Origin of the sequence: Nocardioides kribbensis, assembly GCF_015070375.1 — a bacterium.
In the GTDB taxonomy this organism is placed as follows: Bacteria; Actinomycetota; Actinomycetes; order Propionibacteriales; family Nocardioidaceae; genus Nocardioides; species Nocardioides kribbensis.
Genome location: NZ_JADCLL010000001.1, coordinates 785,847 through 807,891 on the forward strand (window position 1 = coordinate 785,847; position 22,045 = coordinate 807,891).

Consider the following 22,045-nt stretch of genomic DNA (forward strand, 5'->3'; position numbering starts at 1 on the left):
GCAACCGTGGGTCTGCGCAGGGGCCGAGCACGGGCCACGACGACCGAGCGGCCCCGGGAGCCGGTGGGCCGGGCTCAGTGGTCGGTCGTGAGCATGCGCAGGTGACCCTTGCGGCCGGTCTCGCGTCCGGAGCCCGACTCGGAGGTCTGCTGCCGGGGATCGCCGACGACCTCGGGAGCCGGGCGGCGCGGCGCCGGCCGGGCGGCCTCGCGCACGGCGTCGGCGAGCGCGAGCAGGTCGTCGTTCGACGGGCCGCGGTCGACGGTGTCGCGCTGCAGGCGCAGCACCTCCCACCCGCGCGGGGCCGAGAGGCGCTCGCTGTGGGCCTCGCAGAGGTCGTAGGCGTGCGGCTCGGCGTAGGTCGCCAGGGGGCCCAGGACGGCGGTCTGGTCGGCGTAGACGTAGGTCAGGGTCATGACGGCGGGCCGGCCGCACGCGGTGCGGGAGCAGCGGCGGGCGGAGGTCACGCGGTGACGCTACCCCGCCACCGGTGCGCATCGGATTAGGCTCGCCCCGTGCCTCCCCCGACGCCTGAGACCACCCGCGGCGGACCGCGTCGCCGCGACCGCCGGGGCCGCGGCATGCGCGGTCCCGCGGTGATGCCGCAGCGGCCCGGCACGGTCGCCGTGCGCACCGCGCGGGAGCGCTTCGACCGGCTCGTCGTCGACATCGTCAGCGAGATCGACGAGCGCTGGCAGGACCGCCTCGGCCTGGTCGAGTACGGCGTCGAGGACACCCCCCAGGTGCCCGACGACTGGACGAGCGAGACCGTGCCGCTCTCGACCCTCGTGCCCGCCAGCGGCGGGCGCCCGGCCCGTCTGGTGGTCTTCCGCAGGCCGATCGAGCACCGCGCCGAGACCCGCTCGGAGCTCGAGGCGCTCGTGCTCACCGTCGTGGTGGAGCAGGTCGCCGACCTGCTGGGCATGGCGGCGGAGGACGTCGACCCGAGGTACTCCGACCTCGACGACTGACGCCGGCCGCGCCGTCCGCCTCAGCCGAGCCCGGGGCGTACGGCGGGGACCAGTGCGCTGCGCACGAGGTCGCGCAGCGGCACCACCACCGACCCGTCGGGGCCGGCGCGCAGCAGGGAGGCGACGACCTCGGCACGTGAGGGCACCACCCGCACCAGCACGGCGCCGGTGGGCAGCGCGAGGCTCGTGCCCCGGTCGGGGCCGACCTCGGTCCGCCGGGTGCGCAGCGGTCGACCCTCGGCGTCCCACGCCTCCACCTCGACCACGCCGGCGGTGGCGGCGCCGCCCAGGACCAGCTCGGCCCCACCGGGGCCCGGGGGCACGACGGCCGCGGTAGCGCCCGTGACCAGCGGCCCGGCGACCGTCTCGGCGAGGTCGCCGTCGACGTAGGACCGCAGCGTGGCGGTGACGGGTGCGGAGGAGGTGACCGCCAGGCCCAGGGCGCCGTCGGCCGCCGGCGACGACAGCAGGGCACCGAGCGAGACCACCTTGACGCTGCCGGGGTCGACGACGAGCTCCGGCAGCTCCTCGGGGGCGAACACCGACTGCGCGGTCACGATCCCCACCTGCACCCTGACCGCGTCGTCACCGGGGTTGGCGACCACGAGGGTGCGGCGACCGTCACCGGCCGGCACCCCGAGCAGCAGGTTGTCGGTGCGGGGCTCGGCCTGCGAGGGCAGCCACTCCCGGGAGGCCGCGGCTGCGCCGAGCTCCTCGAAGGAGTCGACGACGGTGGCGGCGATGCGGCCCCGGTCGGTCGTCACCCGCAGCGTGAGCTCCTCGCGGCGTGGGACGAGCTCGGCGAGGTCGAGGCGCAGCGTGCGTCCGGGCCCCACCGCGACGCCGCGCAGCCGCTCGGCGTCGAGGGCGCCGGACTGGCTGTAGACGGCGACGTCGGCGACGGCCGGGCCGCCGTCGGGGTTGTGCAGCTCGAGCACGGAGGTGTGGGCCCCGCCGGCGCCCACGCCGGTGAACCACTGGTCGGAGGACGGCGGCGGGCAGTCCACCGCGCTCGTCGCGTCGCGGGCCGAGCGCCCGGCGACCAGGCCGGGTGCCCTCTCGCCCTCGCCGGTGACCTCGACGCTGCCGTCGTCGTCGAGCCCGGCGGTGACCCCGTCGCCGACCTCGACCTCCTCCTCGCCCGCGACCACCGTGCCGGGGGCGCCGGCGTCGCTGCCGACCACGACCCGGCCGCCGTCGGCGGCTCGCGGGCACACCAGGGTGCTGCGCGTCAGGGCGGCCTCGGACGGTGGCTGGGCCCCCGGTGCGGCCACCTCGTCGGGACCACCCACCGCGAGCGCGGACAGCAGCACCAGCAGCGGCAGCACGCCCGCCAGGACGACGGTGGGCGCCAGGCGTCCGCCTCGGACCTGTTCCGACCTGCGACCGCTCATCGCGCTCGCCTCCTCTCACGGGTGGGTGCGCCGAGCACCACGACCGCCACCGCACCGAGCAGCTGCACGCCGAGGAGCGCGACGTGGAGCCACGAGCGCGGCCCGTCGAGGGCGTCGGGGTCGAGCGCGCGGGCGACGCGCCAGGCGCGGGTCGAGCGGTCCTCGGCGCTGGCCTGGACCAGGCCGCCGGTGGCGTCGAGGTCGGCGGCGACGTCGCCGTCGGCGGGCGAGGGCAGCACGACGTACTCGATCCCCTCCCCGGCGAGCGCGTCGACGACGGCGGGGGTCGGGCGGGCGGTCAGCTCGCGGACGTCGGCGGCCAGGCTGCCGTCGCCCCCGCTGAGCGCCAGCACCTCGTCCTCGCCGAGGGTCGTGCCGTCGCCGCGCACGACGGAGTAGGTGAGGCCCTGCGACACGTCGCCGCGCAGCACCAGGATGCCGTGCTCGGGGCCGAGCTCGGCGCGCTGCACCATGTAGGCCGGGATGTCGTCGTCGACGGAGTCGGCCAGGGCGTCCTCGGGCCCCGCCACGAACCACCCGAGGGTGGCCAGCGGCACGAGCGCGGCCAGCGCGGCGCCCGCCAGGACGCCGGCCCGCAGCACGCCCCGGGCGTCGTGCCTGACCGACTCCCAGGCCCCCATCGCCCCGAGGACGGTCGCGGTGACGAGAGCGCCCTGGAGCAGCACGACGAGCGCACCGAGGCCGGCCGGCGTCGAGGTGGCCGCCAGGGCGAACGAGACCGACGAGAGGCCCAGCGCGAGCAGGGCCGCGACGGCGGCGGCCAGCCAGCACACCAGCACCGGCACCCGCGTCGCGCGCGGCACCAGCGCGAGCCCGGCCAGCACGGCGGGCACGAGCCCGAGCGCCACCGGGGCGCCGAGGTCGCTGACCCGTCCGGCCAGCAGGTCGAGCCCCCCGAGCGCGGCGTGCGGGAGGCGGCCCGGCTCGAGCAGCAGGCCGGCGCCCGCGCCCTCGCGCAGCGCGCCGACCCACCACGGCGAGAGCAGCACCACCGGCACGAGCAGGGCGGTGACCGGCGGGCCCCAGACCGAGCGGTCGCGCACCACCGCGCGGAGCAGGAGCGCGGCGCACAGCAGCACCACCACGCCCAGGACGGCGGCGAAGAGCCACGCCGCCGGACCGAAGGCGGTGACGAGGGCGAGCAGCAGACCACTGCGCCAGGCCGCGCGCCAGCGGCGGTCGGGCGCCGGGTCGGCGAACCCGAGGGCGGCGTGGGCCAGCCACGGCAGCAGCGCGGCGGCCACGACCGGCCCGAGGCGACCGGCGCCCCAGGCCCCGCTGGCCACGGGCACGAGCGCGAAGGCCGTCGACCCCCACAGCAGCAGCCAGCGCGGCATCCCGCGCGGCGAGACCAGGCGTCCCACGACGCGCAGGAAGCGCCACGAGCCCCACAGCGCCACCGGCACCGCCAGCACCAGCACCGCGCTCAGCGCCGCGGCGGGCGAGCCGAGCAGCAGGCCGCCCAGCAGCGCGAGCGGAGCGACGTACGGCGGAGCGGGCACGGCCGTCCCCTGGCCGATGGCGTGCCACGACTCGGTGTGCAGGCGCCACCACGAGCCGACCGCGTCGGGCACCGGCGAGAGCGCGCCGCCCACGACCGACCCGAAGGCCTCGCGCGCTCCCACCACGGCGAGGAGCACGACCAGGGTCAGCACGATCGCGACGGGGTTGGTGACGAAGCGCGCGACGACACCGGTGTCGGCGTAGGGGGCGTCCTCGTCGTCCTCGGCCGGTCGCCGCGCGGCGAACGAGGCCGGGTCGAGCTCGGCCGCGGCGGCGCGCCGCCGCTCGGCGACGTCGGCGGCCTGGTCGGTGGCGGCGGCGAGGAGGTCGGAGAGGGCGTCGAGGCCGTGGCGGTAGGGCAGCCAGCGCGGCGCGAGGAGGCCGCGCACCTCCTCCGACGGGGCGGTGCGGGCCTCACGGCGCTCGCGGCGGGCGGCCAGCACGGCCCGCGGCCGGGCGGCGATGTTGACCAGGGCGGCGAGCTCGTCGAGGGCCTCGCCCACCGCCCGCACCAGCAGGAACCCCACGACGCGCAGCAGCGTGCCGAGGGCCAGGCGCAGCGCCTGCAGGGGCCACAGCCGGTGGTCGGAGTTGACCAGCAGGGTCCACAGCGCGGCGCGCCGCTCCTGGTAGTGGGTGTGGCGTCCGGTCAGGGGCGTGCGGCGCAGCCCCCGGTGGGCGGCCTCGGCGTGGAAGACGACGGCGCTGGGCACGACGAGCGTGTGGTGGCCGGCGGCGGCGGCGCGCCAGCCGAAGTCGAGGTCGTTGCCGAAGATCGGGAGGTGCTCGTCGAAGCCGCCCACCTCGTCGAGCACGGAGCGGCGCACGAGCATCCCCGCGGTGTTGACGGCCAGCACCCGGCGCACCTGGTCGTGCTGGCCCTGGTCGTACTCGCCGCGCTCGAGACCGGTCTCGCGGCGCCCCGTGCCCGAGATCGTCGCGCCGACCTCCAGGAGACGTCGCAGCGAGGGCCACTCGCGCAGCTTGGGGCCCAGCACCGCGGCCTCGGGGTGCTCGGCCGCCGCGGCGAGGAGGGCCTCGAGGGCGCCGGGGTCGGGGTTGGCGTCGTCGTGGAGGAGCCAGACCCAGTCGTCGGGGGCGGTGCCGGGGGCGCCGTGGGGTCCGGCGTCGACCCGGGCGAGGCCCTCGCGCACCGCGGCGGGGTAGGACGTCGAGCCCGGCACCACGTGGACCGGCCCGAAGGCGGCCTCGAGCAGGGCCACGCTGTCGTCGCGGCTCGTGGTGTCGACGGCCACGACGCGGTCGACGGGCCGGGTCTGGCCCGTGACGCCGTCGACGACCGCGGGCAGCCAGCGCGCTCCGTCGTGGCTGACCACGAGGGCGACGACGGCAGGGCTTTCCGAGGCGGGCACGACCGCAGACCCTAACCGCCGCGGAGGGGACGCCGAAATGAGAGCGGCCCCGGTCGAGGACCGGGGCCTGCACTCAGACTGCGCGCTTCTTCAGCTTGCGGCGCTCCCTCTCGGAGAGCCCGCCCCAGATGCCGAAGCGCTCGTCGTTCATCAACGCCGACTCGAGGCAGTCGTCTCGGACCTCGCAGGTGAGGCACACCTTCTTGGCCTCCCTGGTCGATCCCCCCTTCTCGGGGAAGAAAGCCTCCGGGTCGGTCTGCGCACAGAGTGCACGCTCCTGCCAGCCCGCCTCGTCGGCGTCGGATTCGAGGAGAAAGAGTTCTCTCACGGCGCTCGCCCTTTCGACCCTGCATTGCTCTGGTGGTGCATGAGGTGTTGCTCGTGGGGGTGTGCTGCCCGCGGCTGCGGCCGGGCCGGGGACCAGGTGGAACCGTGAACAACACTGCGGGAATTACATGCCTGTCGTGCACCGTAAGTCAAGCCCGGTTCTGGTATGGCACCATCCCGCGCGCGCACCACGACCGACCGGCTGCCGGGCATGGCCCGGACGGGCCATGACGGGCCACCCGCCCGTGCCTGCCGCGCGGTCCGGGACCGGGGTGCGGCACAGTGGAGCCATGCGCGAGATCACCGTCCTGTCCGGCGGCATGGGCGGGGCCCGCTTCCTCCAGGGCCTGCTCCACGGCATCGCCGAGGGGCTGCTGCCCGGGGTCGCCCCCGACGCCCGGGTCACCGTGGTGGCCAACACCGCCGACGACCTGTGGGTCCACGGCCTCAAGGTCTGCCCCGACCTCGACACCGTCATGTACACCCTCGGCGACGGCATCGACCCCGAGCGCGGCTGGGGTCGGCGTGAGGAGACGTGGAGCGTGCGCACCGAGCTGGCCGAGTACGGCGTGGAGCCGACCTGGTTCGGGCTCGGCGACCGCGACGTGGCCACCCACCTGGTGCGCACGCAGATGCTCGACGCCGGCTACCCGCTCTCCCAGGTCACCGAGGCGCTGTGCCGACGCTGGCGGCCGGGCGTCCGCCTGCTCCCGATGAGCGACGACCGGGTCGAGACCCACGTGGCGATCGCCGACGCCGAGGCGCCGAGCGGTCGGCGCGTCGTGCACTTCCAGGAGTACTGGGTCCGCCTGCGCGCCTCGGTGCCGGCCGAGGCCGTGGTGGTGGTGGGCCTCGACGAGGCGCGCCCGGCCCCCGGCGTCGTGGAGGCCGTGGCCGAGGCCGACCTCGTGCTCGTGCCCCCCTCCAACCCCGTCGTGTCGGTCGGCACCATCCTCGGCGTGCCCGGGATCCGCGAGACCCTGCGCGCCACCGCCGCCCCCGTGGTCGGCCTCTCCCCCATCGTCGGCGGCACCCACGTGCGCGGCATGGCGGCCCAGGTCCTGCCCGCGATCGGTGTCGAGGTCAGCGCCCGGGCGGTCGGGCTGCACTACGGCGCCCGCTCCGCCGGCGGGGTCATCGACGGCTGGCTGGTCGACTCCGCCGACGCCGACGCCCTCCCCGCGCTGCGCGAGGCCGGGCTGGCCGCCGAGGCCGTGCCGCTGATGATGACCGACGTCGACGCGACGGCCCGGATGGTCGCGGCCGCACTGGCCCTGGTGGCCGCCCCCCGCCCGTGAGCGGTGCTGCCGCGGGCGGTGCCCTGAGCGTCGTGGCCCCCGACGGCGTGCCCGAGGTCGGGGCGGGCGACGACCTCGTCGGACTGCTGCTGCCCCTGGTCGCGCTGCAGGACGGCGACGTCCTGGTCGTCACCAGCAAGGTCGTCAGCAAGGCCGAGGGCCGGGTGCGCGTCGGCGGGCGCGAGGAGGCCGTGGCCGAGGAGACCGTGCGGGTGGTCGCACGTCGTGGCCCGACCCGCATCGTGCGGACCCGCCACGGGCTGACCATGGCCGCGGCCGGGGTGGACGCCTCCAACGTCGCGCGCGGCTCGGTCGTGCTGCTCCCCCTCGACCCCGACCGCTCGGCGCGCGGCTTGCGCGAGGAGGTCCGGCGCCGCTCGGGCCGCAACGTGGCCGTGGTCGTCACCGACACCGCCGGCCGCGCCTGGCGCGAGGGGCAGACCGACATCGCGGTGGGGGCGGCCGGCCTGCGCGTCGCCGAGGACTACGCCGGCCGCGTGGACGCCCACGGCAACGAGCTGGCCGTGACGCTGCCCGCGGTCGCCGACGAGATCGCCGGCGCCGCGGAGCTGGCGCAGGGCAAGCTCGGCGCCCGTCCGGTGGCCGTGGTGCGCGGCCGGGCCGACCTCGTCCTCCCCCCGGACGACCACGGCCCGGGTGCCCGCACGCTGGTGCGTCCCGAGGGCGGCGACCTCTTCGGGTTCGGAGCCCGCGAGGCGGTGGTGCGGGCCCTGGCCGGCGACCCGGCCGACCGGGCTCCCTTCGGGGCTCCGGCCACCGCCGAGGAGCTGGCCGACGCCGTCGGGCTCGTCACCGGCCGACGGCCGCGTCCCGGTCCCGACGGAGGCCTGCGCGCGCCGGCCCACCCCGCCCTGGCCGCCCTCGCCTTCGCCCACGGCTGGCTGGTGGAGCCGCCGGGGTCACCGCTCGGTGACGATCGGGCCGCCGAGGCCCACCTGCGCCCGCCGGGTCCGTAGACTCACCCGGCAGGCTCACCCGAGAGGGGGACCCGCACCGACCCGCGCACCCGCACTCCGAGCACCGAGGGACACCAGCACCGTGGCCAAGCCCGCCAAGACAGACCGCCAGGCGAAGATCGACGCGATCCGCAAGTCCCAGAAGGGCGCCGAGAAGCGCCAGGGCTTCGTCATCGTCGGTGTCTGCGCCGCGATCGCCCTGGCCCTCATCGGTGCCGCCGTGTGGGGCCCCGTCACCGGGTGGCTCGACAAGCGGGAGTACGCCGACCTCGCGGTCTCCGAGATCGGCGCGCCCGCCTCGGCGTGCACCGACGTGACCACGAAGAAGGCCGACGGCGTCCAGGACCACGTGCCCGACGGCACCACGGTCGACTACAAGACCAGCCCCCCGGCCTTCGGCGCCCACTGGAACATCGCGGGCGAGGCCCCCGCCACCATGTCGCGCAAGGTCTACACCGACGACCGCCCCGCCCTCGAGGCCCTGGTGCACAACCTCGAGCACGGCTACACGATCCTGTGGTACGACGAGACCATCGCCGACGACGACGAGGCGATGACCGAGATCCGCGCGATCGCCGACAAGTACGAGGGCACCAGCAACCAGCGCGACAAGTTCATCGCCGCGCCCTGGACCTCCGAGGACGGCGACGCCTTTCCCGACGACGCGCACGTCGCCTTCACCCACTGGTCGGCCGGCGGCCAGGGCGAGACCGACACGACCAAGCAGGTCGGCGCCTTCCAGTACTGCTCGGGCCCCAGCGGCGCCGCGCTCGACGCCTTCATGGTCGAGTACCCCTACTTCGACAGCCCCGAGCCCAACGGCATGTGACCCGGGGCCGCGCGCTCAGGTCAGCCGGGCCCGGCCGGACTCGGTGAGGGCGGCCACGACCGCCTTCACCTCCTGGGCCCGGGCCCGCGTGGTCACCAGCAGGGCGTCGGGAGTGTCGACGACGACCACGTCGTCGAGCCCGACGACCGCGACCAGCCGACCCGAGGGCACCACCAGGCCGGTGCTGTCCACGGCCTCCACGAGCGAGGCGTCGCCCAGCACCACGGGCCCCGTCGCCGCGTCGGCGCCGAGCAGCGCGGCGAGGGAGTCGAAGTCGCCCACGTCCTCCCAGCCGAAGCCGGCGGGCACCGTCGCCACCCGGCCCGCCGCGGCCGCGGGCTCGGCCACGGCGTGGTCGACCGCGATGCGGGGCAGGCCCGGCCACAGCTCCTCCAGCCGCGAGCCGTCGGCGGCGATCGCGCGCAGGTCGGCGGCGAACTGCGGGTGCCACTGCGCCAGCAGGTCCAGCAGCACACCGGGGCGGACGACGAACATGCCGGCGTTCCACCGGTAGCCGCCGCTCGCGAGGTAGCCGGCCGCGACCTCGGGCGAGGGCTTCTCCACGAAGGAGGCCACCCGTGCCGCGCCGGGGTGGCCCTCGAGGTCCTCGCCCTGCTGCACGTAGCCGAAGGCCGAGGACGGGTGGGTCGGCTCGATGCCGATGGTCACCAGCCAGCCGTCGCGGGCCACCTCGACCGCGGTGGTGACCACGGCGGCGAAGACGTCGGGCTCGGTGATGACGTGGTCGGCGGCGAAGGAGCCCATCACCGCGTCGGGGTCGGCGCGCTCCAGCAGCGCGGCCGCCAGGCCGATCGCGGCCATCGAGTCGCGCGGCGTCGGCTCGGCGAGCACGGCCTCGGCGGCCACCTGCGGGAGCTGGCGCACCACCGCCGGGCGGTGGGCGGCGCCGGTGACGACGACGAAGCGGTCCTCGGCGAGCGGCTCGAGCCGGTCGACGGTCTCCTGGAGCAGCGTGCGCCCTTGGCCGCGCAGGTCGCGCAGGAACTTCGGCGCCGCGGCGCGGGACAGGGGCCACAGCCGGGTGCCGGCACCACCGGCGGGCACCACCGCCCAGAAGTGGTCGAGGGGTGCAGGGGGCGTGCTCGGCACGTCGGTGCCCGGGGCGCTCATGGGGCCTCACCCTAGGGCGTGGCCGAGGTCACCGGCCCCGGTGCCTAGGCTGGATCGGGTGACCACCTTCGCCGCCCTGCTGAGCGACCTGCTGCGCCACGAGCCGGGCCGTCCGCTGCTGACCTACTACGACGAGCGCCCGGGCGACGGGCCCGACCAGCACCCGGGTGAGCGCGTGGAGCTGTCGGTCACGACGTACGCCAACTGGGTCGCGAAGGTGTCCTCGCTGCTGGTCGAGGAGCACGACCTGGAGCGGGGACAGGTGCTGCGGGTCGACCTGCCGGCCCACTGGCTGACGCCTGTGCTCCTCGGCGCGGCCTGGAACGTCGGCCTCGCCGTGGACCTCACCGGCGACGGTCCCGCCGACGCGGTCGTCTGCGGTCCGGCGGGGCTGGAGCGCTGGGCGGTCCACGCCGACGAGGTGCCGGTGCTGGCCTGCTCGCTGCGCCCGATGGGGGTCCGCTTCGCCGACCCGCTCCCGGCCGGGGTCCACGACGTCGGCGTGGACGTCTGGTCGCAGCCCGACTCCTTCGTCGCCTGGGACCCCGCCCAGGACGACGACGCCGCCCTGGTCGGGTCGGGCGCCCCGGTCACGCAGGGCGAGCTGTGGAGAGCGGCCGCCGCCGGGAGTGCACTCCCTGACGGCGGCCGCCTCCTCTCGGTGACGAACCCGGCTTCCCCACCGGGGATCGTCACCTTCACCGAGCCGCTCGCGCGCCGCGGCTCGCTGGTCCTGGTCGTGGGTGGTGCCGAGGAGCGGCTCGCGGCCGTGGCGGCCGCGGAGCGCACCTCGACGCGTCACCCCGCCAGGTCGTAGTCGCCCATCCCCTCGGCGAGGAAGCGGCGGGGCTCGAACCCGTCGGCGCTGGCGCGCAGCAGCCACAGGTAGCCGGTCCGCTTCTCGCGCACGACGAGGTCGGGGTGGCCGGTGAGGCCGACGTCGCTCACGCCGACGACCCAGTCGTACGCCGTGACGTCGAGTCCCAGCGTGCGGGGGTCGGTGAGCCCGCCGGGCCCGTTGCCGGGGTAGAGCGTCAGCCGTGAGCCGTTGCGCAGCAGGCTGTCGGGAGCGCCGTCGGCGTCCCACAGCCCGGCGCCGACCTGCTGGGTGGCCGTGATCGCGCTGCGCGCCACGTAGCTCTCGCCGAGGCCGTCGAGCCCGGCCCCGGGGTAGATGCGCATCGACCCGCCGCGCGGCTGGCCCATGAGGTCGGGACGGCCGTCGCCGGTGGTGTCGCCCACGGCGGCCAGGAGCCCGACGTCCTTGAAGCCGGTGCCGATCCGCAGCGCCTTGCCGAGACGGCCCTGGCCGTCGCCGCGGCGCAGCATGAGCACCCCGGTGGCGGCGTTGCGCACGACCACGTCACCCAGGCCGTCGCCGTCCCAGTCGCCCACGTTCATCACCGCGTCGGCGCCGGGCACCCGGACGCCGGTGTCGACGAGCGGGGCGGTGTCGACCGTGCCCGGGTTGGCCAGGACGACCAGGGCGTCGCCGCGGCGGGCGAGGACGTCGGGCGCGGCGTCGCCGGTGAGGCTGGCGCCCGAGACGATCCCGTCGAGGCCGGCCACCCGGTCGATCGGGCCGAGCACGTGGCCGAAGCCGCCGTCGCCGCGCGAGGGCATCACGAAGCCGGCACCGCCGGCGCGGCGCACCAGCAGGTCGGCGCGACCGTCGCGGTTCCAGTCGCCGGCCGCGGTGACGACGTCCCAGCGGCTCCAGTCGCCCGCGAGGCGGGTGGCGGCCGCGAAGGACACCGCACCGGTGCCGGACCGCACCCCGCGGTGCAACGTCGCCGAACCGGCGGCGTCGCGGACGACCAGGTCGGCCACGCCGTCGCCGTCGAGGTCGCCGGGGGCGGCGAGCAGGTCGCTCGCGGCGAGCACGAGACCGGTGTCGACGCGCCGGAAGCCGCCGGCCCCGTTGCCCAGGAAGGCGTCGAGGCGCCCGGTGGTGTCCTGGCGCGCGAGCAGGTCGGCACGACCGTCGCCGTCGAGGTCGCCGGCCGCGGTGAGCAGGTCGTGGCCGGCCAGGGCCGTCAGCGACCGGGGAGCCGCGGCGAACCCGCCCGCCCCGTCGCCGGCGCGCACGCCGGTCGTGCCGTCGGCCGAGCGCGCCACGAGGTCGGCGAGACCGTCGCCGGTGAGGTCGGGCGAGGCCACCACCGCGTCGACCGAGCTCCAGTCGCCGGCCACGGCGCGGGGCTTGGCCAGGCGGGTCAGCCCGCCGGTGGGCAGCACGAGGAGCCGGCCGTCGGAGGCCCGGCGCAGCACCACGTCGGGGTGGGCGGTGTCGGCGAGGTTGGAGTCGAGCTGTCGGCCCGCGAAGCCGGTCTGCGTCGCGGCGGCCAGCCGCCGGATCTCGGGCAGCCGGGCGTAGAGGTAGCGACCGGGGCAGGCCGTCGACCCGGCGTCGCGGTGGCCGTTGATCGCCGGGAAGCGCTTGGAGCCGACCTGCTGGGAGCCCGAGGAGGCGTCGACGCCGTGCAGCGAGAGCTTCCAGGCGAAGAGCGCGCCGTAGGCCTGCACCACGGCCTGCGAGGGCTGGGCGACGTCGTAGTTGCCGATGGCCGACATCGCGAAGGAGTAGTCGTTGTAGCCCAGGGTGTGGGCACCGACGACGGCCCGGTCGATGCCGCCGTAGCGGCCCTCCCAGATCCGGCCGAAGCGGTCGACGAGGTAGTTGTAGCCGATGTCGGACCAGCCCTGCGAGCGCGTGTGGTAGGCGTAGATGCCGCGGATCAGCGCCGGCACCTGCTCGCGGGTGTAGTCGTTGGCGTTGACGGTGTGGTGCACGAAGCCGGCGTGCACCTCGCCGTAGCGCAGCGAGGAGGCCGAGCGCATCCGCTCGTCGGCGCCCCACTGGGCCCGGGAGAAGATCTGCGGGCGCGGGGTCGCCTCCGCCGCGCTGAGCGCCAGCTGCTCCTCCCCCGCGGCCCCGGCCGTCTCGGGCGCGGGCGCGGCGACACCCGGGGTGGCGGGGCCGTCCAGGGTGGAGGTGTCGAGCGCGGGGCGCTCGGCGACGGTGTCGGCGGCCTCTCCGGGATCGATGACGGACAGGCTCATGTCGTCGGGCGCGGCCGTGCCGCGGGCCACGTCGACGCGCACCTGCACCTCGTCGACCGTGCCCACCAGCACCGGGTCGGTGCCCGGGCGGGCCCGCCGCGCCTCGGCGCTGTCGGGGTCGGGCCCGTGGTCGTCGTGGTACTCCAGGTCGCTCCAGGCCCCCCAGCGGCCGTCGGTGCGGGTCCGCACCACGAGGGCCAGGTCGTCCTCGTCGACCTGCTCGCCGTGCTGCCAGGTGACGCCGACGGCGCCGTAGCCGGTGACGCGCTGCGGCGCGCTGGTGATCCGGGTGCCGGCGGGGCCCTGCGCCGCCCGGGCGGCGAGCGTGCCCGCGCGGGCGCTGCTGCCGGCCGGCGGGGTCAGGGCGTACTCGCGCACGTCGGGGTCGACGGGAGCCGTGGGCACCGCGGTGGCCTCCTGGGCGCCCCGGGCGTACGCCGCGAGGTCGCTGGCCGCCGCCGTGCGCGGCGGGGTCAGCAGCGCGGGGCCGGTGAGGCCCGCGGCGCGGCTGCCCTCGGGGGCCTGACGCACGACGTCGAGGCTGATGACGCTGGCGGCGGGGGTGAGCACGGCGAGCACCACCCCGAGGGCCAGCAGCTGCTGGCAGAGGGTGACGAAGCGGGACCTGCTGGGTGACATGGGGGTACTCCAGTGCGCGGGGAAGTTCACACGGTGCGCAACTTTCACACGCGTCACAGGGGGCACGCCACGGGAAGTGAGTAACTACAACGCTGTAATTTCCACTCGACACGCCGGTCGATCCGAGATTTGTCAAGTCGTCGCACCTGCCCCGGACGGCACGAACCCCCGCAGCCGGGGGGCTGCGGGGGTTCGTGTCGCGGGGCTCAGATGTCGGCGCCGAGCTCCTCGTCCTGCTCCTCCTCGTCGGTGCCGGCGTCGTACTTGAGGTACTTGATGCCGGGCCCGACCTCGCCGTCGTAGCCGACCTTGCCGCTCTCCAGCACGATCACCCGGTCGCACATCTTGCGCACCGACGACGCGGCGTGGCTGACGTAGAGCAGCGTGCGACCGGAGTCGCGGATCTCCTGCATGCGCTCGAGGCACTTCTTCTTGAAGGGCTTGTCCCCCACCGCCAGCACCTCGTCGGCCAGGAAGATGTCGGAGTCGACGTGCACCGCGACCGCGAAACCCAGCCGGGCGAACTGCCCCGAGGAGTAGTTGCCGACCGGGGAGTCGAGGTGGCGTCCGATGTCGGCGAACTCCACGATGTCGTCGAACTTGCGGGCCGTCTCACGCTCGGTCATGCCCAGCACGGCGGCGTTGAGGTAGACGTTCTCCCGGCCGGTGAGCTGCGGGTGGAAGCCGGCGCCGGTGGCGATCAGCCCCGCGATCCGGCCCCGCGTCAGCACCCGCCCGGAGTCGGGCTTCATCACGCCGTTGATCATCTTCAGCAGCGTGGACTTGCCCGAGCCGTTGAGACCCATCAGGCCCACCGACTCGCCCTGCTCGACGGTGAAGGAGACGTCGTCGACAGCCTGGAAGGTGTCGCTGACCTGGTGGCCCTTGAGCATGGCCACCGTGACCTGCTTGAACGTGCGGTGGTAGCGCAGCGTGAAGGACTTGGTGGCCTGGTCGACCACGATGGAGGTGTCGGCGGGGTAGCTCAATTCAGGCGCTCCGGGATCTTGTTCTCCAGGCGGGTGAAGACCAGCTGGGCGATGACCAGCACCACGAGCGAGACCCCCACCATGGCCAGGCCGCGGGTGAAGAGGTGGTCGGGCAGCTCGGTGGCCGCGGTGGCGCTCGGGTCCTGCGTGGTGCCGACCCAGAAGGCGCGCTGCACCAGCAGCACGGCCTCGGCGAGCGGGTTGAGCATGTAGTACTGCGCGAAGGAGCCGAAGCGCTCCTCCACGACGGCGTAGGGGTAGATCATCGGCACGCCGAAGCGCACGAAGTTGGTCAGGATGCTGACCACGCTGGCGAAGTCGCGGAAGTAGACGTTGGCCACGCTGAAGAGCAGCGCGAGCGCCGTCGCCAGCAGCATGATGATGCCCAGCGCCAGCGCCAGCGCGACCGGCACCATCGGATCGGGCACCCAGCCGTAGAACAGGCAGACGACGAAGAGGATCACGACCTGCGGGGCCACGTGGTAGAGCGAGACCAGCATCGAGGCCACGGGAAACATCTCGCGCGGCAGCGCCATCTTCCGCACCAGCGACTTGTTGCGCACGATCGACCGGGTGCCGGCGTTGAACGTCTCGATGAAGAAGTGCACGACGATGAGCGCCGAGAAGACGTGCACCGCGAAGTTCTCGGTGCCGCGGTCGAGCAGCTTGCCCAGGATGAAGTAGTAGATGAGGAACTGGCTGAGCGGGTTGATGTAGGACCACAGCAGGCCCAGGAACGACCCGGAGTAGCGGGCGCTGATCTCGCGTCGCACCAGCAGGCGCAGCAGGTAGCGGTTCTGGAAGACCCCCAGCAGCCCCGACCGCGCGGTCGGAGGGGCGAGGTCGGCGTCGACCCGACGGTGCGGGCGCGGCTCCTCGAGCGCGGCGCCCGTCGAGGAGGCCTCGCTCATCTCGTCCCGCGCCACGGCCGCAGGGTCTCCTCCCACGCCTCCGGCGAGGTGATCGCGCCGAGCGAGGCGCGGTACTCCTCGGCCAGGCGCGGCCACTCACGGCGCAGCCGGTCGTGGCTCTCCAGCGTGCGCTTCATGAGGTCGCGGAAGCGCTCGGGGTCGCGCTGGTAGAAGGCCGCCGACGTGCCGTCGTTCATCGACACGACCGCGGAGTCGTACTTGGCCAGGCGGTACCACTTGGCGTCCATCGCCGGCACCTCCGCCTCCGGGTGGCGCCGCGAGAGCTCACGCACCGGGCGCAGCTGGCGCAGCGGCATGAGCGCGGCCGCCAGCAGCGTCGCCTTGCGACCGGGCACGCCGGTGTCGTCGCGGCCCTTGCGCGGCGGCTTCTGCCGGCGCACGGAGGGGAAGGCGTCGGGGTCGACCTCGAGCTGGGCGTCGGGGAACTGCTTCACGAAGGCCCGCACCTCGGGCAGCTTCGTGGCCAGCTGCGCGTGCAGGGCCTCGGGGCCGGCGAAGACGTCCTCGAGGGCGCGCAGCCGCAGCTCGGCGGTGGAGTACTGCATCGAGACCAGGTGCGCGATCTGGTGGTTGAGGCTCTCGCGCACCATCCGCCCGCCCTTGGGGTACGGCGAGTGCAGCAGGGCCGCCACCAGGCGGTTGCGGTAGTGGAAGTAGGACTGCCAGTCGAGGGCGTCGTTCTTGTCCGACCACGGCACGTGCCACACGGCCGCCCCGGGGAACGTGACCGTGGGGTAGCCGGCCTTCTTGGCGCGCAGCCCGAACTCCGAGTCGTCCCACTTGAGGAACAGCGGGAGCGAGAGGCCGACCTCCTCGAGCACCTGGCGGGGCACGAGGCACATGAACCAGCCGTTGAAGTCGACGTCGATGCGCTGGTGCAGCCAGCGCGAGGAGCGCAGGTTGCGCGCGGCGAAGTCCCAGTCGTGGAAGACGCCCGGCGCCGACTGCCACCAGAAGCGCCACGGCTGCACGATCTCGCCGAAGCTGTGCAGCCGCGAGCGGGAGTAGATGTTGAACATGTGGCCGCCCACGATGGTGGGCCGGCGGGCCAGGTCGCCGAAGGTGACCGCGCGGACGATGCCCTCGGGCTCGCAGACGACGTCGTCGTCCATCATCATCGTGTAGGTCGCGGTGCCCTTGCGCACCGACTCCAGCTGGCCCCGGGCGTAGCCGCCCGAGCCGCCCAGGTTGCCCTGCTCGATGACCCGCAGCGTGTCGCCGAGGGCCTCGCGTGCCGCGGGGAAGTGCTCGGAGTCGCTGACCAGGTCGGTGCCCTGCTCCATGACGAGCACCTCGTCGAGCAGCGGGCGCAGCGCGTCGTCCTCGCCGATCTGCACGAGCAGCTCGGCGCAGAAGTCGGGGCGGTTCATGGTGGTGATGGCGATGTCGACGGTGCCGTGCTGCGCGCGCTCGGCGGGCACCTCGGCGGTCCACTCGGCCGACTCGACGACCACGTCGTCGTCGCCGGCGAGCACGTCGTACCAGTACCAGCCGCCGTCGACGAAGGGCTTGAGGGTCAGGTCGAAGCTGAAGGTGCCGCCGTCCTGGTCACCGGTGGTGACCGCGTCGACGCGCTGGGAGTTGCCGCGGGCCATCGACTTGTAGACGACCAGGCTGGCGCCACGACCACGCAGGCGCACGGTCAGGCGCACCGCCGACACGACGCTCCAGCGCCGCCAGTAGCTGGCGGGGAAGGCGTTGAAGTAGGTGCCGAAGGACAGCGACTCCCCGCTGGTGACCCGCAGCGCGGTGCGCGACTCGATCTGGTCGGGGTGCAGCCGGCGCCCGGAGCGGGTGCTCTGGCGCATCGACGCGGCGTTGAGCTCGCGCGCGTTGCGGTTGGTGCCGATCTCGTACTTGTCGGCGTCGAGGACGGCGGGCTCGGTGTCGACGTAGAGCGGCAGCACGTCGAGGTCGCCGTCGAGCGGCAGGACCTGGCGCATCAGCAGCCGCGTGCTGGTGCCGGCCCCGCCCGCCGCGGCGGTCGAGGCGGTGGTGGGGGTCGTGCCCGTGGTGGTGCTCATGCGTCCACTCCTCCGCTCGTCAGCGGCGCACCCTCGGAGAAGTGCGGCGCGAGCTTGTTGTCGACCATCGACAGCGCGGAGCCGATGGCCATGTGCATGTCGAGGTACTTGTAGGTGCCGAGCCGGCCTCCGAAGAGGACCATTGGCTCGGCCTTGGCCAGGTCGCGGTAGGCGAGCAGCTTCGCGCGGTCCTCGGCGGTGTTGACCGGGTAGTAGGGCTCGTCGCCCTCCTCGGCGAAGCGGGAGTACTCGTGCACGACGATGGTCTTGCCGGGCAGGTAGGTCCGCTCGGGGTGGAGGTGCTTGAACTCCAGCGTGCGGGTGTAGGGCAGGTGCTCGTCGTTGGCGTTGACCACGCCGGTGCCCTGGTAGTCGTCGACGTCGAGGGTCTCGGCCTCGAGGTCGATGGTGCGCCACGACAGGCGGCCCTCGACGTTGCCGAAGTACTCGTCGACGGGTCCGGTGTAGACGACGGGCACCTTGCCCTTGTACTCGTCCTGCACGTCGAACCAGTCGGTGGACAGGCGCACCTCGATGTTCGGGTGGTCGGCCATCCGGGTCAGCCACGCGGTGTAGCCGTCGACGGGCAGGCCCTCGTGGGTGTCGTTGAAGTAGCGGTTGTCGAAGGTGTAGCGCACCGGCAGCCGCGTGATGATGTCGGCGCTGAGCTGCGTCGGGTCGGTCTGCCACTGCTTGGCGGTGTAGCCCTTGACGAAGGCCTCGTAGAGCGGGCGCCCGATGAGGCTGATCGCCTTCTCCTCGAGGTTGGTCGCCTCGGCGGTGTCGATCTCGCTGGCCTGCTCGGCGATGAGCGCGCGGGCCTCGTCGGGGCTGAGGTCCTTGCCGAAGAACTGGTTGATCAGCCCGAGGTTCATCGGGAAGGAGTAGACCTGGCCCTGGTAGCGCGCGAAGACGCGGTGCTGGTAGCCGGTGAAGTCGGTGAAGCGGTTGACGTACTCCCACACCCGCTCGTTGGAGGTGTGGAAGAGGTGGGTGCCGTACTTGTGCACCTCGATGCCCGTCTCGGGGTCGATCTCGCTGTAGGCGTTGCCGCCGATGTGGTCGCGGCGCTCGAGGACGAGGACCTTGAGGTCGAGCTCGCGGGCGCAGCGCTCGGCGACGGTCAGGCCGAAGAAGCCGGAGCCGACGACGACGAGGTCGGGCTGGGAGTGATCAGGTGTCGACACGATCGGTCAGTCTACGGACGACGAGGGCCGGGCCCGCATCCCACGCGCGGCGCGCATGGCACGGATCACGTTGCGCGCCTCCGCCCGCCCGCCGCGCAGGGGGCTGAGCAGCACGACGCCGAGGGTCACCAGCCACGGCTTGGCCCGCACGAGGGCGTTCTCGCCGTAGCGCAGGTGCACGACGAAGAGGTTGCGGTACATGTAGAAGCCCTTCCACCCGGCCAGGTCGTGCTGCTGGTCGAAGTCGAGCTGGCGCACGAGCACCGCGTCGCGCAGCGCCCAGATGTGCGCACCCGCCTCCCGGGCCCGCAGCGCGTAGTCGACGTCGTCGTAGAAGATGAAGTACGACGGGTCGGGCAGCCCGATCCGGTCGACGACGCGGCGCCGCACCATGAAGCCCTCGAAGGCGACGTTCTCCACCTCCACCCGCTCCGGCATCGCCGCACGGGTGCCGTAGGTCGTCTCCACCATCGCCGTCTTGGGCTTCACCGCCCAGGGACGGGTCAGGTCGAAGCGCAGCGCGGCCTTCTCGCACAGCCGCCCGGAGGAGTCCTCGCGCACCGCGGCGAGGCAGTCCTCGTCGACGGCCATCATCACCGCCAGGCAGTCGGGCGCGGGCACGACGTCGTCGTCCATCAGCCAGAACCGGTCGTGGCCCAGGGCGTGGGCGGTGCGCAGCCCGAGGTGGAAGCCGCCGGCGCCCCCGAGGTTCTCCTCGCTGCGCACGACCGTGAGCGGCGCGAGGCCCGGAAGGTCGGCGCCGGCGCCCGCGAGCACGTCGGCCGTGGCGTCGGTGCTGGCGTTGTCGACGACCACGATCGCGTCGGGACGGTGCTCCTGCGCGGCCAGCCCCCGCAGCATGCCGACGAGGAGCTCGGCACGGTTGTAGGTGACCACCACCACCGCCACGCTCTCGGCGGGCGGGCCGGGCCGGCCGGACGCGCTGGAGGAGTGGGACGGGGTGGTCACGACAGGTACCTCCGGTGTCCGGTGAAGTCGCCGCGCAGCCCGGCGAGCATCGCCCGCGCGCTCAGCAGCAGCCGCCCCGGCTGCGGGCGGGTGAAGGAGTAGAACCACACCGTCTTGGCCACGAAGGCCAGCGCGTGCGGCCAGCCACGGTAGTCGCGCAGGTTGAGCAGGTTGTTGCGCGCCATGCAGTAGTGCTTCAGGTCGCTCGGGCTGTGGTTGTACGTCGTGCGGCCGAAGGCCATCGGGGTGCCGAGCGCATCGGTCGCGGGGTGCAGGACCCGCGCCCCGACGACGGTCGCCACGCGCGCGCCGGCGCGCCGGGCGCGCCACAGGTACTCCACGTCGTCGCCCCAGATGAAGAACTCCGCGCGGGGCAGACCGATGCGCTCCACCAGCGCGCGGGTCACCAGCACGCCGTTGAAGGGGATGACCACGTCGGGCAGCAGGCCGTCGGTGGCGGCGGCCTCGACGTCGTCCATGGCGTGGACCACCCGGGTGCCGCCGGGCAGACGGATCGGGAAGACCAGGCGGCGCGGGTCGTCGTGGGCGGCCACGACGGGGCCCCAGAAGTCGAGGTCGCGGTGCTCGAGCAGCAGCGGCAGCGCCTCGACGTCGGGCAGGCCGTCGTCGTCCATCAGCCAGACCAGGTCGGCGCCCTCCTCGAGCGCCCAGGCCAGGCCGTCGTGGAAGCCGCCGGCGCCGCCGCGGTTGTCCTCCAGCGTGCGGGCGCGCACGTCCTCGCGCCCGGCCAGCCAGGCGCCGGTGCCGTCGGTGGAGGCGTTGTCGACCACCAGGACCTGCGCCAGGCCCGGCACCTGGGCCAGCCGGTCGACCAGGTCGCGCAGCAGCGCGAGGCGGTTGAAGGTGACGACGACCGCCACGACACGGGGGGCGGGGGTCTCGGGCACGGAGGTCACCCTAGGTCAGCAGGCGGCGCCGAGGTCCTGGGCCTGGTTGGCGGCGTAGCCCCCGCTCAGCGAGCCCACCGAGCCACCGGTCACGGGACCGTCGACGGGGCTCGTCGAGCCCGAGCCGCCCGAGCCGCCCGAGCCGCCCGCGCCGGAGCCGGCCGGCGCAGTGCCCTCGGCCTTGGCGACGGCGGCGGCCACCTTGGCCTGGATCTCCTCGACGTCGGGGTGGGCGGTGTCAATCATCGGCGGCACCAGCGAGAGGGTCGAGACCTTCTGGCCGCGGGCCTTCAGCGCCAGCTGCATGAACGTGTCGAGCTCGGAGGCCGGGAGGTTGGTGGAGACCATCTCGGAGGAGGCGGCGGCGATGGACTCGAAGTTGCGCACCGCGACCTGGGGGCTGACCTGCTGGAGCATGGCGTTCATGACGCACTTCTGCCGCGCCATGCGCGAGTAGTCGTCGGAGCCCTCGCGGGCCCGGGCGTACCAGAGCGTCTCGAAGCCGTCGAGGGTGCGCGTGCCGGGCTCGATGTAGCCGGTGACGTCGTCGCCGAGACCGCCCACCGGGATCGGGGAGCGCACGGTGAGCTCGACGCCGCCGACGGCGTCGACGAGGTCCTTGAAGCCCTGCAGGTTGACCATGGCCCAGTAGTTGATCCGCAGCCCGGTGATGCCCTCGACGGCCGAGACGGTGGCGTCGACGCCGGGGTTCTCGGAGTCGCCGAAGAGCTCGGTGTTGTCACCGGCCCAGGTGCTCACGCCGTTGAGGTAGCAGCCGTCGCAGTCGAAGCCGTCGGGGAACTGCTCGTCCATGACCGAGCCCGGCGCGAAGGGGAAGTCGGCCATGTTGCGGGGCAGGCCGACCAGCACGGTGCGGCCGGTCTCGACGTCGATGGAGGCCACCGTCATCGAGTCGGGGCGCAGGCCCCAGCGCCCCGCACCGGAGTCGCCGCCCATGAGCAGCACGTTGTAGCGGCCGTCGTGGGCGTCGGTGACGGTGGAGGAGGCGAACATCGTGACGATGAAGTCGCGCTGCACGGCGACCACGTGGGCGCCGAAGAGCATGGTGCCGGCGACCGAGAGGCAGAGCAGGCCGTTGACCCCGACCACCGCGCGGCGGTGGCTCATCGAGAGCGTCAGCGGCTGGCCGATGCGCCAGGCGTCGACGAAGAGCGCGGCCCAGGCCACGGCACCCACCATGAGCAGCACCCGCAGCACGAGCAGCACGGCCGGGCTCACGGCCATCTGCAGGGCCAGGCCGGGGTGGATCGCGACGGCCAGGCCGACGACCAGCACGGTGAGCAGCGTGCCGAGCCAGATCCGCACGGCGATCCTGCCGATGCGGCGGTCGCCGGCGACGAGCTGCGCCGAGCCCGGCACGACGAGGGTCATGGCCATCAGCGCGAGCGCTCGGCGGAAGCGCACGCGGGCCGCGCGGTCGGCTGCGCTCGGACGGGGCTGGCCGTCGAGCAACCCGGGGGAAGGTACGGGTGGCATCGAGGTGTCTCTC

Annotated in this window: 18 protein-coding genes; 5 read left to right on the forward strand and 13 right to left on the reverse strand. The window is 74.3% G+C overall.

The window, feature by feature from the left end; all coding sequences use genetic code 11:
• Positions 1 to 74: 74 nt before the first annotated feature.
• The gene (locus tag IR170_RS03670; RefSeq protein ID WP_056863957.1) at positions 75 to 467 is read right to left on the reverse strand and encodes a DUF3499 domain-containing protein; all 393 of its coding nucleotides are present in this window, start codon (positions 465 to 467) and stop codon (positions 75 to 77) included.
• 48 nt (positions 468 to 515) lie between these two features.
• On the opposite strand from IR170_RS03670, the gene IR170_RS03675 reads away from it, so the two are divergent.
• A complete protein-coding gene (locus tag IR170_RS03675) occupies positions 516 to 971 on the forward strand; it encodes a metallopeptidase family protein (RefSeq protein ID WP_056863956.1) in 456 nt (151 codons plus the stop codon).
• 20 nt (positions 972 to 991) lie between these two features.
• Here IR170_RS03675 and IR170_RS03680 read toward each other — a convergent pair whose 3' ends face one another.
• The 3 genes from IR170_RS03680 to IR170_RS03690 all read right to left on the reverse strand — a co-directional run bounded on the left by IR170_RS03680 (position 992) and on the right by IR170_RS03690 (position 5,590).
• A complete protein-coding gene (locus IR170_RS03680; protein WP_193661230.1) occupies positions 992 to 2,365 on the reverse strand; it encodes a DUF5719 family protein in 1,374 nt (457 codons plus the stop codon).
• Positions 2,362 to 5,262, reverse strand: a complete 2,901-nt coding sequence (locus IR170_RS03685; protein WP_193661231.1) for a glycosyltransferase — start codon at positions 5,260 to 5,262, stop codon at positions 2,362 to 2,364. The genes IR170_RS03680 and IR170_RS03685 overlap by 4 nt, the downstream gene beginning before the upstream one ends.
• Positions 5,263 to 5,335: 73 nt before the next feature.
• The gene (locus IR170_RS03690; protein WP_056863953.1) at positions 5,336 to 5,590 is read right to left on the reverse strand and encodes a WhiB family transcriptional regulator; all 255 of its coding nucleotides are present in this window, start codon (positions 5,588 to 5,590) and stop codon (positions 5,336 to 5,338) included.
• A gap of 289 nt (positions 5,591 to 5,879) precedes the next feature.
• Here IR170_RS03690 and cofD point away from each other — a divergent pair, with 289 nt between their 5' ends.
• From cofD to IR170_RS03705, 3 genes are all read left to right on the forward strand, one after another.
• Complete coding sequence (gene cofD / locus IR170_RS03695; RefSeq protein WP_193661232.1) at positions 5,880 to 6,887, forward strand: 2-phospho-L-lactate transferase; 1,008 nt, start codon at positions 5,880 to 5,882, stop codon at positions 6,885 to 6,887.
• Positions 6,884 to 7,864, forward strand: coding sequence for a coenzyme F420-0:L-glutamate ligase (gene cofE / locus IR170_RS03700; RefSeq protein ID WP_082500201.1), 981 nt, complete (start codon positions 6,884 to 6,886; stop codon positions 7,862 to 7,864). The genes cofD and cofE overlap by 4 nt, the downstream gene beginning before the upstream one ends.
• An 82-nt stretch (positions 7,865 to 7,946) precedes the next feature.
• Positions 7,947 to 8,693 (forward strand): DUF3105 domain-containing protein, encoded by a 747-nt coding sequence (locus IR170_RS03705; RefSeq protein ID WP_056863951.1) that lies wholly within the window; start codon positions 7,947 to 7,949, stop codon positions 8,691 to 8,693.
• A 15-nt stretch (positions 8,694 to 8,708) separates the two neighbouring features.
• Here the strand turns inward: IR170_RS03705 and IR170_RS03710 are convergent, their stop codons facing one another.
• Positions 8,709 to 9,824, reverse strand: coding sequence for a mannose-1-phosphate guanylyltransferase (locus IR170_RS03710; protein ID WP_193661233.1), 1,116 nt, complete (start codon positions 9,822 to 9,824; stop codon positions 8,709 to 8,711).
• Positions 9,825 to 9,882: 58 nt separating this feature from the next.
• On the opposite strand from IR170_RS03710, the gene IR170_RS03715 reads away from it, so the two are divergent.
• Entirely contained in the window at positions 9,883 to 10,641 is a 759-nt protein-coding gene (locus IR170_RS03715; RefSeq protein ID WP_193661234.1) for a TIGR03089 family protein, read from the forward strand.
• Here IR170_RS03715 and IR170_RS03720 read toward each other — a convergent pair.
• The 8 genes from IR170_RS03720 to IR170_RS03755 form a co-directional block, all read right to left on the reverse strand.
• Entirely contained in the window at positions 10,623 to 13,526 is a 2,904-nt protein-coding gene (locus IR170_RS03720; RefSeq protein ID WP_193661235.1) for an FG-GAP-like repeat-containing protein, read from the reverse strand. The genes IR170_RS03715 and IR170_RS03720 overlap by 19 nt on opposite strands.
• 206 nt (positions 13,527 to 13,732) lie before the next feature.
• Positions 13,733 to 14,515, reverse strand: a complete 783-nt coding sequence (locus IR170_RS03725; protein ID WP_056863947.1) for an ABC transporter ATP-binding protein — start codon at positions 14,513 to 14,515, stop codon at positions 13,733 to 13,735.
• Positions 14,512 to 15,441 carry an ABC transporter permease gene (locus IR170_RS03730; RefSeq protein ID WP_228941912.1) on the reverse strand — a complete coding sequence of 310 codons (930 nt, stop codon included), beginning with the start codon at positions 15,439 to 15,441 and terminating at the stop codon, positions 14,512 to 14,514. Before IR170_RS03730 ends, IR170_RS03725 begins: the two co-directional genes overlap by 4 nt.
• Positions 15,423 to 17,471, reverse strand: a complete 2,049-nt coding sequence (locus IR170_RS03735) for a glycosyltransferase (protein ID WP_193661236.1) — start codon at positions 17,469 to 17,471, stop codon at positions 15,423 to 15,425. Before IR170_RS03735 ends, IR170_RS03730 begins: the two co-directional genes overlap by 19 nt.
• Positions 17,468 to 18,658, reverse strand: a complete 1,191-nt coding sequence (glf, locus tag IR170_RS03740; RefSeq protein ID WP_056863946.1) for a UDP-galactopyranose mutase — start codon at positions 18,656 to 18,658, stop codon at positions 17,468 to 17,470. The genes IR170_RS03735 and glf overlap by 4 nt, the downstream gene beginning before the upstream one ends.
• 6 nt (positions 18,659 to 18,664) lie before the next feature.
• Positions 18,665 to 19,627, reverse strand: coding sequence for a glycosyltransferase family 2 protein (locus IR170_RS03745; RefSeq protein ID WP_193661237.1), 963 nt, complete (start codon positions 19,625 to 19,627; stop codon positions 18,665 to 18,667).
• Entirely contained in the window at positions 19,624 to 20,535 is a 912-nt protein-coding gene (locus IR170_RS03750) for a glycosyltransferase (protein WP_193661238.1), read from the reverse strand. The genes IR170_RS03745 and IR170_RS03750 overlap by 4 nt, the downstream gene beginning before the upstream one ends.
• A 15-nt stretch (positions 20,536 to 20,550) precedes the next feature.
• Positions 20,551 to 22,032 (reverse strand): LCP family protein, encoded by a 1,482-nt coding sequence (locus IR170_RS03755; protein ID WP_193661239.1) that lies wholly within the window; start codon positions 22,030 to 22,032, stop codon positions 20,551 to 20,553.
• Positions 22,033 to 22,045: the final 13 nt, after the last annotated feature.

Bases quoted from the DNA above. Each gene is read 5' to 3' on its own strand.
- IR170_RS03720 (WP_193661235.1), bottom strand. From the start codon at position 13,526: ATGTCACCCAGCAGGTCCCGCTTCGTCACCCTCTGCCAGCAGCTGCTG.
- IR170_RS03680 (WP_193661230.1), bottom strand. From the start codon at position 2,365: ATGAGCGGTCGCAGGTCGGAACAGGTCCGAGGCGGACGCCTGGCGCCC.
- IR170_RS03735 (WP_193661236.1), bottom strand. From the start codon at position 17,471: ATGAGCACCACCACGGGCACGACCCCCACCACCGCCTCGACCGCCGCG.
- cofD (WP_193661232.1), top strand. From the start codon at position 5,880: ATGCGCGAGATCACCGTCCTGTCCGGCGGCATGGGCGGGGCCCGCTTC.
- IR170_RS03710 (WP_193661233.1), bottom strand. From the start codon at position 9,824: ATGAGCGCCCCGGGCACCGACGTGCCGAGCACGCCCCCTGCACCCCTC.
- IR170_RS03755 (WP_193661239.1), bottom strand. From the start codon at position 22,032: ATGCCACCCGTACCTTCCCCCGGGTTGCTCGACGGCCAGCCCCGTCCG.